General features: G+C 74.6%; 6 protein-coding genes. All 6 read left to right on the top strand.

Going from position 1 to position 13,771, the window contains the following annotated elements; translation table 11 throughout:
* Window positions 1-19 precede the first annotated feature (19 nt).
* The 6 genes from ABZX67_RS11675 (at window position 20) to ABZX67_RS11650 (ending at window position 13,766) form a co-directional block, all read left to right on the top strand.
* Complete coding sequence (locus ABZX67_RS11675; RefSeq protein WP_355357507.1) at window positions 20-427, top strand: acyl carrier protein; 408 nt, start codon at window positions 20-22, stop codon at window positions 425-427.
* Window positions 424-6,879: an SDR family NAD(P)-dependent oxidoreductase gene (locus tag ABZX67_RS11670; RefSeq protein ID WP_355357504.1), complete on the top strand. Its 6,456-nt coding sequence runs from the start codon at window positions 424-426 to the stop codon at window positions 6,877-6,879. Before ABZX67_RS11675 ends, ABZX67_RS11670 begins: the two co-directional genes overlap by 4 nt.
* Before the next feature lie 31 nt (window positions 6,880-6,910).
* Window positions 6,911-8,752 carry a beta-ketoacyl synthase N-terminal-like domain-containing protein gene (locus ABZX67_RS11665; protein WP_355357501.1) on the top strand — a complete coding sequence of 614 codons (1,842 nt, stop codon included), beginning with the start codon at window positions 6,911-6,913 and terminating at the stop codon, window positions 8,750-8,752.
* A gap of 42 nt (window positions 8,753-8,794) precedes the next feature.
* A complete protein-coding gene (locus ABZX67_RS11660; protein WP_355357498.1) occupies window positions 8,795-10,369 on the top strand; it encodes a fatty acid--CoA ligase in 1,575 nt (524 codons plus the stop codon).
* Between the two features lie 88 nt (window positions 10,370-10,457).
* Window positions 10,458-11,786 carry a 6-phospho-beta-glucosidase gene (locus ABZX67_RS11655; protein ID WP_355357495.1) on the top strand — a complete coding sequence of 443 codons (1,329 nt, stop codon included), beginning with the start codon at window positions 10,458-10,460 and terminating at the stop codon, window positions 11,784-11,786.
* A gap of 60 nt (window positions 11,787-11,846) precedes the next feature.
* A complete protein-coding gene (locus tag ABZX67_RS11650) occupies window positions 11,847-13,766 on the top strand; it encodes a M64 family metallopeptidase (protein ID WP_355357492.1) in 1,920 nt (639 codons plus the stop codon).
* Window positions 13,767-13,771 lie beyond the last annotated feature (5 nt).

The raw sequence follows: 13,771 nt of genomic DNA, 5'->3' as shown, positions 1-13,771 counted from the left end.
TCCCGCACCAAGGAGCAGCATGACGTCGTCCACACCCTGGCTTCAGGAATTGTCCGATACTCCCCTGTCCGAGCGCCGGGCCCGGCTCGAATCGTTCGTCGTCGCGGAGTTCAAGCGCGAACTGCTGATGGACGAGACGGATGTGCTGCCCCCACATGTCAGCTACTTCGAACTCGGGCTGACCTCGCTCGGCGCCACCGACACCCGGCAGCGGCTCGAGCGGGAACTCGGACGCCCGCTCGACGCGGCGTTCCTGTTCAACCACCCGACGGTCGGGCACCTCGTCGACTTCCTGACCACCGAGGTGATCCCGGAGCTGTTCGCCCCGCCCGCCGGCCGCACCGCGGACGACCCGGCGCGGCAGGCCCCTGCGACGGATGCCACGAAGGACCTGGTCGACGACGTACTCAAGGAGCTCTACCGGTGACCGACACGGCCTCGTCCCGCACGGACGCCCTGGTCCGCGAACTGCTGCTGGAGAAGTACGAGCCGATCGCCGTCGTCGGCATGGGCATCCGCTTCCCCGGGGGCAACGAGACGCCCGAGGACTTCTCCGCGTTCCTCCGGGAAGGCCGCCGCGGCACCGGACCCGTACCGCCGGACCGCTGGGACATGGAAGCGCTCCAGGCCGTGGAGAGGGAAGCCGGCCGGCGCCCCCTCTCGGCCGGCGGCGGATTCGTCTCCGGCATGGACGAATTCGACCCGAAATTCTTCAACATCTCCCCGAAGGAAGCCGAATTCATCGACCCCCAGCACCGCTGGGCACTGGAATCCGCCTGGCGCGCGCTGGAATCCGCGCACATCGACCCGGCGGCGCTCCGCGGCGGAAACGGCGGCGTCTACCTGGGCGTCGGGCAGATGGACTTCGCCCTCGACGTCGAGGCGCTGGACACCGCGGACCTCGACGCCCACGTCGCCGCCGGTACGGCGCACAGCGCCGCGGCCGGGCGCCTGTCGTACTTCCTCGGATGGCGCGGCCCCTGCCTGAGCGTCGACACGGCCTGCTCCGCCTCGCTCGTCGCCCTGCACCTCGCGGCCCAGGGCCTGCGCCGCCGCGAGTGCGACATCGCCCTGGCCGGCGGGGTGAACGTCAACCACCACCCGCGCAACCACATCGTCTACTCGCGCGCCGGCATGCTGTCGCCCGACGGCCGCTGCAAGACCTTCGACGACTCCGCCGACGGCTACAGCCGCAGCGAGGGCGCCGGCATGCTCGTGCTCAAGCGGCTCTCCGACGCCCGCCGCGACGGCGACACCGTCCTCGCGCTGATCCGGGGCTCCTCCGTGCGCCAGGACGGTGAGAGCGGCGGCCTGACCGTGCCGAACGGCACCGCCCAGATCGCCCTGATGCGCGACGCGCTCGCGGCCGCCAACCTGGAGCCCGGCGACATCCAGTACGTCGAGGCGCACGGCACCGGCACCTCGCTGGGCGACCCCATCGAGATGGGGTCCATCAACAGCGTCTTCGCCGGCTCCCGCACCGGCGAGGACCCCCTCCTCGTCGGCTCGGTCAAGACCAACATCGGCCACATGGAGGCCGCGGCCGGCGTCGGTGGCGTCGCCAAGGTGATCCGCCAGCTCCAGGAGGGCGTGGTCTACCCGCACATCAACCTGCAGACGCCGTCCCGCCACATCCCCTGGGACCGCTACCGGGTGGCCGTCCCCACCGAGCTGCGCGCCTGGCCGGCCGCCGGGCCCCGGCGCGCCCTGGTCAACTCCTTCGGCTTCGCCGGCACCATCGCCTCCGTCGTACTGGAGCAGGCGCCGCCGGTGCCGGAGCGGCCGGCCGCGCCCGACGACGGCACCGCCGTCTTCACCCTCTCCGCCAAGGACCGTGCCGGGCTGCGGGCCCAGGCCGAGGCGTATCGCCGCTTCCTGGACGCGCACCCCGGCGTCGCCGTCGCCGACCTGTGCTTCACCTCCAACACCGGTCGCTCCCACCTGCCGGCCCGCCTCGCCGGACCGGTCGCCGGCCGCGCGGACCTGGAGCGGCTGCTCGACCGGCACCTCGCGGGCTCCGCGACGCAGGACGCGGCCGAACGCCGGTACACCGACGCCGCGTTCCTCTTCTCCGGGCAGGGTGCCCAGTACGTCGGGATGGGCCGCGACCTGTACGAGCGCCACCCCGAGTTCCGCCGCCGCCTCGACGCGTGCGACCGGCTGTTCGCCGAGCATCTCGGCCGCTCCGTCAAGGAGATCATGTTCGGCGAGGCGCCCGGCAGCGAGCAGGACCTGGGCCGCACCCTCTACACGCAGCCCGCGCTGTTCTCCCTGGAATACGCCACCGCGCGGCTGTGGATGTCCTGGGGCGTCCGGCCCGGCGTGCTGCTCGGGCACAGCGTGGGCGAGATCGCCGCGGCCGCCGTCGCCGGCCTGTTCTCGCTGGAGGACGCGGTCCGCCTGGTGTCCGTACGCGCCCGGCTCATGCAGTCGGTCACGGCGCCCGGCGGCATGGCCGCCGTCTTCGCCCCGGCCGAGGAGGTCGCCCCGCTCCTGGAGGGGTACGCCGACGTCGGGCTCGGCGCGCTGAACTCCCCGCTCCAGTGCGTGGTCTCCGGCGGGCGGGACTCGCTCGCCGAGCTCGTCGCCACACTCCGGGAGCGGGGGGTGCGGACGCGGGAGCTGCCCGTGTCGCACGCCTTCCACTCGCCGCTGATGGCGGAGGTGTTCGACGCCTTCCGGGAGGCCGTGGCGGACATCGCCTTCCACGAGCCGCGCATCAGCTTCGTGTCGAACCTGACCGGCGAGGTCGCGACCCTCGCCGAGGTGGGCACGCCCGACTACTGGGTCCGGCACATCGCCGAGCCGGTCGACTTCGCCGCCGGCATGCGGCGCGTCCAGGCCCGCGGACCGCAGGTCTTCGTCGAGGTCGGCCCGTCCGCCGCACTCACCAACATGGGCCGGCAGACCGGCGACCCGGGCGCCCACGTGTGGGTCTCCAGCATGTCCCGGTCCGATGCCGACGCCACCACGATCCACACCGCGCTGGCCCGGGTGTACGAGGCCGGGCTCGCCGTCTCCTGGACCGGTTACCACGCGGGCCGCGGCGGGCGGCACGTCCCGCTGCCGGGCTACGTCTTCGCGAAGAAGCGCTACCCGCTGCCCTCGGCCCGGGTCGCCCGCGCGCCCCTCGCCGGCCGCACCGGCGGACCGGCGCACCATCCGCTGCTGGGCCGGGAGATCACCGACGAGGCGCGGCGCGCGGCGGGGGTCCGGGAGTTCGGCACGCTGCTCGCCCCCGACGCCCCGGCCTACCTCGCCGACCACGTCGTCATGGGCCGGCCCGTCTTCCCCGGCGCGGGTTACGTCGAGATGGTCCTCGCCCTCCAGGACGCGGTGCACGGGGAGACCGCCCGGCTGGTGGAGGACCTGCGCATCCACGAACCGCTGTTCCTGCGCGACGGCGAACCGGTCGAGGTCCGCGTCCGGCTGCGCGCCGAGGCCGGCCCCGAGGGGCCCGCCGCCGTCGAGATCGCCAGCCGGGTCGAGGGCCGCGACGGCGCCATCGAACGCGTCCACGCCACCGCGACCCTCGGCGCCGCACCCGCCGGACCCGCCGCCCTCGCCGAGGTCGTCGACCGGCTGCGCGAGGCGACCGCCGACCCCGGCGCCCCCGAGGCCCGGCACCGCGGCGAGGACCTGTACGAGCGCTACGCCGACCTCGGCCTGCCGTACGGCCCCGAGTTCCGCCGCGTCCTCGGCGTCGAGCGGTACGCCGGCGGCCTCGCCACCGGTGAGCTGCGCGGCCTCGACACCCCGGCCGTCGAGCACCTGCGTGCCTCGCTGCTCGACTGCGCGATGCAGACGCTCGGCGCCGCCGTCGACCTGGACGGCACCTACCTGCCTGTCGGGTTCGACCGCGTGGAGCTGCTCAAGCGCCCCAAGGGCGACCTCCGGATCCTCATCCGCGTCGACCTGGACGCGCGGGCCGGGGAACTCGCCGCCGACATCGTCGCCCTGGAGGGCGCCCGTCCGGTCTTCGTCGTGCAGGGCGTGCGGCTCAAGCGGGTCGCGGACGCACCCGCCGACCCGGCCGAGCGGATGCTCCTGCGGCCGCGCTGGGTCAAGCGCTCGCTGCCCGCCGCCCGGACCGGCGGCGAGGGCCGCCGGGTGCTCGTCGTCCGGGCCGGCGCGGCCCTGCCCGCCGAGCTGCCGGAGCTGCTCGCGGGGACCGGGAGCGAGGCCCTGCACGCGCCGGACGCCGCGGCGGCGGCCCGGCTGCTCGCCGGCGATCCCGCCGTCACGGACCTGTGCTGGTTCTGGACCCCGGAGCCGGGGCTCGACGGCGACGGCCGGCTGCGCGCCGAGACGGAGCGCAACTACCGGGACCTGCTCGCCCTGGTGGCCGCCGTCGAGGAGCACGGCACCGGCCGGGACCTGCGGATCCAGCTGGTCACCGAGCGGGCGCAGTGGCTGCCCGGCGACGTGGCCGGCACCCTGCGCCCGGACGCCCTCGGCGCCGCCTCGCTGTGGGGCTTCGGCGCCGTACTGCTGAACGAGTACCCCGCGCTGCGGACCGTTCTGATCGACCTCGACGGGTCCGGGCTCCAGCCCCTCGTCAACGAGTGGCTCGCCGGTGACACGGCGGGCGGCGAGCACCAGATCGCCTACCGCTCCGGCATCCGCCACGTGAAGCGGCTCTCCCCGCCCGCGGGCCCAGCCGACGACGCGAACGCCGAGCTGACGGTCACCGAGTACGGCCGGTTCTCCGCCGTGCGGCCGGTACCCGTCGAGGACCGCGCGCCCACCGGCGACGAGGTCACCGTCCAGGTCCACGCCGCCGGGCTCAACTTCAAGGACGTCCTGAACGCGCTGGGCATGCTCCGCCGGCACGCCCTCGACCAGGGCGTTCCGTACGAGCCGCTGCCGCTCGGCTTCGAGGCCTCCGGCACCGTCGTCGCGGCCGGGCCCGAGGCCGCCTTCGCGCCCGGCGACGAGGTGGTGCTCAGCCGGATCGGCTGCATGCGCCGCCGGGTCACCGTCCCCTCCACGGTCGTCGTGCGCAAGCCCGCCGGCCTGGGCTTCACCGAGGCGGCGGGCCTGCCCGCCGCGTACGTCACCGCCCACCACGCCCTGCACGGCCTCGCCGGGATGAAGCCCGGCGACCGGGTCCTGATCCACGCCGCCGCGGGCGGCGTCGGGCAGGCGGCCGTCCGACTCGCCCGGCTCGCCGGGGCCGAGGTGTACGCCACCGCCAGCCCCCGCAAGTGGCCGCTGCTGCGTGCCCAGGGCGTCGAGCACGTGATGAACTCCCGCACGCTGGACTTCGCGGACGAGGTGCTCGCCGCCACCGGCGGCCGGGGCGTCGACATCGTCCTCAACAGCCTCAACAAGGACTACATCCCGGCCGGGCTGCGCTGCCTCGCCCCGGGCGGGCGCTTCGTCGAGCTCGGCAAGATCGGCGTCTGGACGCCCGAGGAGATGCGGGCCGAGCGGCCCGACGTGGCGTACCACAACTTCGACCTCGGCGAACTGCCCGCCGACGCGCTCGACCGCCTCAACCACGCCATCCTGCGCGAGGTCGCCGAGCACATCGAGGCCGGCCGGCTCACCGCCCTGCCGACCGTCGGCTACGCGCTCGACGAGGTCGAGGAGGCCTTCGGCGTCCTCAGCCGGGGCGCCAACATCGGCAAGATCGTCATCGAGTTCCGCGATCCGCTCGACCGGCCCGCGCAGCCGGTCCGGCTCGACGCGGGCGAGACGTACCTGATCACCGGCGGCCTCGGCGCGCTGGGCCGGGCCTCCGCCCGCAAGCTGGTCCAGCAGGGCGCCCGGCACATCGCGCTCGTCAGCCGCCGGGCCGTCGATCCGGCGGAGACCGCCGAGCTCGCCGCGTGGCTCGGCGAGGGCGTGGAGGTGACCGTCCACCAGGGCGACATCGCCGACGCCGCCGACGTCGGGCGGATCGTGGGCGCGCTCGCCGCGGGCGACGCCCCGCTGGGGGGCGTGCTGCACGCGGCGGGCGTCCTCGCCGACGCGCCGATCGCGGCCCAGACGTGGGAGAGCATGGACGCCGTGCTGCGGGCGAAGGTCCACGGCACGTACCTGCTGCACCGGGCCGTCGCGAACCTCCCCGGCGTCCGCTTCTTCGTCGGCTACTCGTCGATCGCCTCCGTCCTCGGGGCCGCCGGACAGGCCAACTACGCCGCCGCGAACGCCTACATGGACGTCCTCATGCAGTGGCGGGCGGCGGCCGGGCTGCCCGGCCTCAGCGTCAACTGGGGTCCGTGGGCCGAGATCGGCATGGCCGCCTCCCTCACGGAGCGGCAGATCGACGGCATCGAGGCCAAGGGCCTGAAGTTCGTCAAGCCCGGCGCCGCGCTGCGCGCGCTGTTCACCGTGCTCGCCCGGCCGTACGCCCAGACCGTCGTCGGCGCGTTCGACTGGGACGCCTACACCGCCGCCCAGCCCTTCGCCCACGCCCTCTTCAAGGAGGTGCGTTCGGGTGACGGTACGCAGCCCGCGCCGACCGCACTCGATCTGGACGCGCTCCTCGCCCGGCCCAAGGCCGACCGGGAGGCCGCGCTGCGCGAGCTGCTGCGCGCCCGGATCGCCGACGTGCTGCGGTACGACACCCCCGAGGACGTCGACCTCGACGCCCGGTTCGTCGACCTCGGGCTCGACTCGCTCGGCTCGGTGGAGCTCAAGAACGCCCTGGAGGCGGCGCTCGGCATCCCGCTGCCGGCCTCCACGCTCTTCGACCACCCCGACGTCCGGTCCCTGGCCGCGTTCATCGACGAGCAGCTCGTCCCGGACCAGGGTGCGGACACCGGTCTTCCGGCCGCCACCGCCGCCCGGACCACCGGCGACGGCGTCGGCGAGCTCAGCGACGACGAGGCCGACGAGGAACTCGCGGCACTGCGCGAGCTGCTCGGATGAACGGGGGCGCACGAGTGGACGGGGGCACAGGATGACGAGCTACATCGACCAGTTGGAAGCGCTGTCGAAGAAGCAGCTCATGGTGATGCTGGCACGCCGGCACCACGAGCGGACCCAGCCCATCGCCGTGGTCGGCATGGGCTGCCGGCTGCCCGGCGGTCTCGACGACCCGCACGCCCTGTGGACCGCGCTCCGTGAGGGGCGGGTCCTCGCCACCGAGGACGCCGGCATACCCGTCGACAGCCTCGGGCGGCCCCGCTGGAACGTCGCCGCCCCCGACCTGGCGCCGCTGGCCGACCGGTTGTGCCAGGGCGCGTACCTGGCGGACGTGGACCTGTTCGACGCCGAGTACTTCGGCATCCCCGAGCAGGAGGCCCGGCACATGGACCCGCAGCAGCGGCTCCTCCTGGAGGTCGCGGCGCAGGCCCTCGCCGACGCCAACCTGTCCCGGGAGCGGCTGCGCGGGCGCGACGTCGGCGTCTTCGCGGTCGGCGGTCCCGTCGAGTACCCGTACGCCTGGCTGCGCGGCGGGGTGCCGGAGACGGGCCTGTCGGCGCACATGAGCACCGGCAGTTCGCCGAGCGCGTTCTCCGGGCGGATCGCCCTGTCCCTCGGGCTGAACGGGCCCGCGATCACCGTCGACACCGCGTCCTCCTCGATGCTGACCGCGCTGCACCTGGCGGTGCGGGCGCTGCGAGCGCGCGAGTGCGACGTCGCGCTCGTCGGCACCTGCAACGTGCTGCTGTCGCCGTTCAGTTCCGGCATCCTCGACCGGGCCGGGATGCTCTCCCCGACGGGCCGCAGCCGCCCCTTCACCGCGCGGGCCGACGGGCACGTGCGCGGCGAGGGCTGCGGAGTGGTGGTGCTGGAGCGGTACGCGGACGCGGTCGCGGCGGGCGACCTGCCGTACGCGCTGGTCCGCGGCAGCGCCGTCCACGCGCAGGGGGACCGGCCCGGCCTGTCGGTGGCCTCCGCGCGCGGCCAGAAGGCGGTCGTCGAACGGGCGCTGCGCGACGCGGACGTGGATCCGGCCGACGTCCAGTACGTGGAGGCCCAGGCCAACGGCTCCCGGCTGGGCGGCCAGATCGAGGCGGAGTCGCTGGCCGAGGCGTACCGGCGCGACTCCCCCGACGCGCCGCCGCTTCACATCGGTTCGTGCAAGGCCAACATCGGCTACCTGGAGACCGCGTCCGGCGCACCGGGCCTGATGAAGACGGTGCTCGCGCTCGCCCACGCGGAGATCCCGCCGCAGCCGGGCGAGGACGAGGCCGACCCGGAGATCCCGTGGGGGCGCACCGCCCTGAGGCTCGCCGCCAAGCCGCTGCCCTGGCCCGCGGTGGGCCGGCGGCGGGCGGGCGTCAGCGGCTTCGGGTTCTCCGGGACCAACGCGCACGTGATCCTGGAGAGCGTCCCGGAGCGGCCCGCCGCGCACCCTGAGCACGGCCGGGGCGACGGTCCGGCGGAGGGCCCCGGCCCCTGGCTGCTCCTGGTGTCCGCGCACAACCCGGCGGCCCTCGCCGGCACGGCCGCCCGCCTCCACCGGCGCCTGCGGGACACCGCGGAGTGGACCCCGGCCGCCGTCTGCCGCACCCTCGCCGAGGGGCGCGACCACCGCGCGGTCCGGTACGCCTCCGTGGTCCACGACCGCGCCGGACTGCTCGCCGCCCTGGCCCGGGCGGCCGACGGCGAAGCCGCCGCACCGGCCCGCGGCCCCTGTGGGCTCGCCGCTGCCGCCGCGCGGTACCTCGCCGGTGAGGCGCCCGACCTCGCCGCGCTGTGGCCGCCGGACGCGCCGCGCCCGCCGCTGCTCCGGTTGCCCGGCCCGTACCTGACCGGCCGTCGCCACTGGCCCGACCACCACGCCTGGGACTGACCCCCTAAGGCTCCCTAAGGCCCCCAAGGATTGGACACGCGCATGCACTATCCGCACCTCAGGACCGCCGCCGACACGGTGGCGTTCCACGCCGCCCGCCATCCGGAGCGCGTCGCCCTGATCTGCGAGGGGCGGGAGGTCACGTACGAACGGCTGCACCGCGAGAGCAACCGGTCGGCCCGCGCGCTGCTCGACGCCGGCGCCGGCCCGGGCTCGCGCGTCGCCTACCTCGGCAAGGAGTCCGAGGACTACTACGAGGTCTTCTTCGCCTGCGCCAAGACGGGCGCCGTGCTCGTCCCGATCAACTGGCGACTCACCGCCCCCGAGGTCGAGCACATCCTGCGCGACTCGGGCGCCGGACTGCTCTTCGTGGAGCGCGAGTACGCGGACGCGGCCGACCGGATCAGCGGCGAACTGCCCGCCCGCCCCACCCTGGTGGCCCTCGACGGCCCCGAGGAGCGCGGCGCCGGCTTCCGCGCCTGGAAGGCCGGTCAGCCGGAGGACGACCTGGACACGCACACCGCCACCCCGGACGACCCGATCGCGCAGATCTACACCAGCGGCACCACCGGGCTGCCGAAGGGCGTCGTTCTCGCCCACCGCAGCTTCTTCGCCATCCGCGACCTGCTCGCCGAGCACGGTCTCGACTGGATCGACTGGCGGCCCGACGACGTCAGCCTGATCAGCATCCCCGGCTTCCACGTCGCCGGCATCTGGTGGGCCATGCAGGCCTTCAACGCCGGCGTGACGAGCGTGGCCATGCGGATGTTCGCCGCGCACGACGCCGTACGCCTGATCCGCGAGCACGGCGTCACCACCACCTGCGCCGTCCCCGCCATGCTCCAGATGATGCTGTCCGAAGCGGGCGTGGGACCCGCCGACTTCGCCTCGCTGCGCAAGGTCACCTACGGCGGCTCGCCGATCTCCGAGACGCTGATGCTCCAGTGCGTCGAGGTCTTCCGCTGCGAGGTGGGCCAGCTGTACGGGCTCACCGAGAGCGGCAACACCGCCCTGTGCCTGCCGCCGGCCGACCATGTGCCCGGCAGCACCCGGCTGCGCTCGGCCGGGCGCCCGTACCCCGGTGTCGAGGTGATGATCGCCGGCGAGGGCGGGGCCGCGCTGGGGCCGGGCGAGATCGGCGAGATATGCCTGAGGACGCCCGCCGTGATGGTCGGGTACTGGGGCATGAAGGAGGCGACCGACGAGACCCTCGCCGACGGCTGGCTGCACACCGGTGACGCCGGTTACGTCGACGAGGACGGGTACGTCTACGTCTGCGACCGCATCAAGGACACCGTCATCGTCGCCGGGGAGAACGTCTACCCGGCGGAGGTGGAGAACGCGCTCTGCACGCACCCGGCGGTGGCCGAGGCGGCCGTCATCGGCGTCCCGGACGAGCGCTGGGGCGAGGCCGTCCGCGCCTTCGTCGTGCTGCGTCCGGGAAGGGCGGTGAAGCCCCGGGAGCTGAAACTCCACCTCCAGGGGCTGATCGCCGATTACAAGTCCCCGAGCGGATACGAGTTCATCGACCACGTGCCGCGCAACCCCAGCGGCAAGATCCTCCGCCGGGAGCTCCGCGAGCGCTTCTGGGCCGGTCACGACCGGCAGGTGAACTGACCGGCTCCCGCCCTGACTCTCCTGCGCGCGGCCCGCCCGCTCATGCGCCGGCGCGGGGCGAACCACCGCTCCGAGTAGCGTGACGGTCATGAAGCTGACGATTCTGGGCGGTGGCGGTTTCCGGGTGCCCCTGGTGTACCGGGCGCTTCTCGGCGACCACGGGCCGGGGCGGGTCACGCGCGTCACGCTGTACGACGTGGACGCGGGCCGGCTCGCGGCGATCGGCGGGGTGCTGGCCGAGCAGGCGGCGGGAGCACCGGACGCGCCCGTGGTGAGCGCCACCACGGATCTCGACGAGGCCCTGCGCGGCGCCGACTTCGTGTTCTCGGCGATCCGCGTGGGCGGCCTCGCGGGCCGGGCGGCCGACGAGCGGGTGGCCCTGGCCGAGGGCGTACTGGGCCAGGAGACGGTGGGCGCGGGCGGCATCGCGTACGGGCTGCGCACGGTGCCGGTCGCGACGGCGATCGCACGGCGCGTCGCGGCGGTCGCCCCGGACGCGTGGGTCATCAACTTCACCAACCCGGCGGGGCTCGTGACGGAGGCCATGGCGCGGGTGCTCGGCGACCGGGTGATCGGCATCTGCGACTCGCCCGTGGGCCTGGGGCGCCGCGTGGCGCGGCTGCTGGGCGCCGACCCGGCGGAGGCGTGGTTCGACTACGTGGGCCTCAACCACCTGGGCTGGCTGCGCGGCGTGCGCGTCGGCGGCCGGGACGAGCTGCCGCGGCTGCTGGCGGACGCGGAGGCGCTGGGCTCCTTCGAGGAGGGCCGGCTCTTCGGCGCCGAGTGGCTGCGCTCGCTGGGCGCGATCCCGAACGAGTACCTGCACTACTACTACTTCAACCGGGAGGCGGTCGGGGCCTACCGGGACGCCGGGCGGACCCGGGGCGCGTACCTGAGCGAGCAGCAGGCGGGGTTCTACGCCTCCCCCTCCCTGGGCGCCTGGCACGCGACCCTCGCCGAGCGGGAGGCGACGTACATGGCGGCCAACCGGGCCGCCGCGGGCGCCGGGGAGCGGGCCGCGGAGGACCTGGAGCCGGGCGGCTACGAGCAGGTGGCGCTGGCGCTGATGCGGGCCATCGCGCGGGACGAGCGCGCCACCCTCATCCTGAACGTCCGCAACCGTACGACGCTGTCGGTGCTCGACGCGGACGCCGTGGTGGAGGTGCCCTGTCTCGTCGACGCGAACGGCGCCCATCCGGTGGCGGTGTCGCCGCTTCCCTACCACGCCGTCGGCCTGGTGACCGCGGTGAAGGCGGTGGAGCGCGAGGTGATGGCGGCGGCGGAGAGCGGGTCGCGGGAGGCGGCGGTGAAGGCGTTCGCCCTGCACCCGCTGGTCGACTCGGTGGCGGTGGCGCGGCGGCTGCTCGACGCGTACGCGGCGGAGCACGCGGGCCTGGCGTATCTGGCCGGATCCTAGGCCTCCGGCGCAACGGGGCTGTCTTTACGGAGGGTTGGGCACACCGTACGCTCCGTGCCCATGGTTTCCCCACGCCTCGGACGGGCCGCCGCGCTGACCGGCGCGGCCGCCCTTCTCGCCACCGCGCTGGTGGGCGCCGGACCGGCCACCGCCGGAGAGCGCCCGCCCGTCAGCCCGCCCGTCGCCGAATCCGCCACCGTCGTGCCCGTACAGACCACGGGTCCGGCCGACAAGCGGTTCAACCTGGTCCTGCTCGGCGACGGCTACACCGCCGAGCAGCTGCCCGAGTTCCGGGCGGACGTCGACGAGCACCTGAAGGTGCTGTGGAGCATCGAGCCCTTCGCGTCGTACCGCTCGTACGTCAACGTGTGGGCGGTGGAGGTCCCCTCGCGCGAGTCCGGCGTGGACTGCGATCCGGGGCTGGACGCGCCGCGCCGCGACACGCCGCTGGGAATGGGCTTCTGGGGCGGCTGCGACGCGAACGGCGTGCAGCGGCTGCTCACCGTGGACGGCGAAGCGGCGAACGCCCTCGCCGGCCTCGTCCCCGGGACGACCGCCGCCAACCGGCAGATCGTGGCCCTCGCCAACAGCGACACCTACGGCGGCGCGGGCGGCACGTACGCCACCGCGTCCGGCGGCAACGCCCTGTCCGCCCTGATCACCCCGCACGAGATCGGCCACTCGCTAGGCAGGCTCCAGGACGAGTACGACTACTACGCGCGGGGCGTCCCCGGCGGTGCGTACGGGGACGGGGAGCCGGCGTCCGCGCACCACACGGTGCTGACCGAGGCGGAGATGAGGGACCGCCGGGCCAAGTGGTGGCGCTGGCAGGGCGAGGAGAGCGAGTCGGGCGGTGTCATCGGCCGCCATGAGGGCGGGCTGTACAGCACCAGGGGGGTGGGGCGGCCCAGCGCGCACTCGATGATGAAGACCCTGGGGTACGCCTTCGACCAGGTGGGCCGCGAGGTGATGGTCCAGGCCATCGCGTCCAAGGTGAACCTGGTGCAGGGGCACACGCCGAACACGGCACCGCTCGGCGCGGACCGGACGGTCTGGGTCGAGACGCTGCATCCGGACGGTGGCGAGCTGGACGTGGCCTGGCGGCTGGACGGACGCCTGCTGCGGGGCCTGGAGGGCGTCCGTACGGTCGATCTCCGACGCCTGGGCCTGGCCCGCGGCACCCACACGCTGACGGCGACGGTGACGGACCCGACGCCGTTCGTGCGGGACCCCGCGGTGCGGGGTTCGTCCGCCCTGACCCGTACGGTCACGTGGACGGTGGACACGTCGGTCGTCACGCGGCCGCAGGCGGTGGCGCCGCGTTTCACCGGCCATACGACCACCGACGCGCCCGTCGGCGCCTGGTCGGTGGTGTACGCCGACACCACCCACCCCGACGACCGGACGCTCGCGGTCCGGTGGTCGCTGGACGGCCGGCCCGTGGCGAACCCGGGCAACGACCGGGACCTGGACCTGTCGGCGCTGCGGCTGCGGCCCGGTACGCACACGCTGACGGCCCGGATCGCGGGCACCTCGGGCCCGGAGGGCGAGCTGCGCTGGACGGTGGATGCCACGCCCGCGACGGCGTCGTACGAGCTGTCGGAGCCGCTGCGTACGGTGCACCGGCCGGGGCGGCCCGTCGAGTACGTCTACGACGGGCCGTTCACGATGCGGCTGTCCGCGCGCGACGACCAGGAGGGCTACGTCGTGCGCCAGTTCCAGGTGGACGGCGACGGTTGGTACACCTACTACGGGTGGCCGACGGACGCGGACGCACCGTTCCGCTTCACGCCGGGCGGGACCGAGATCGACGGCCTGGTGTACGGAAAGCTGGGGCGCGCGCGGGTGGTGCCGTGGGACGACGCCACGCCGGAGTACGGCACGCACACCGTGGAGTACCGGACGGTGGACGCGGCCGGGAACACCGGCGCGGCGCAGAGGTTCCTCGTCACGCTGGTGCCCCCGGCGGCCTCCCGATAGCCGCT

Origin of the sequence: Streptomyces sp. NPDC003036 (genome assembly GCF_040611175.1) — a bacterium.
Classification (GTDB): Bacteria; Actinomycetota; Actinomycetes; order Streptomycetales; family Streptomycetaceae; genus Streptomyces.
This window is presented reverse-complemented; position numbering and strand designations above follow the sequence as displayed.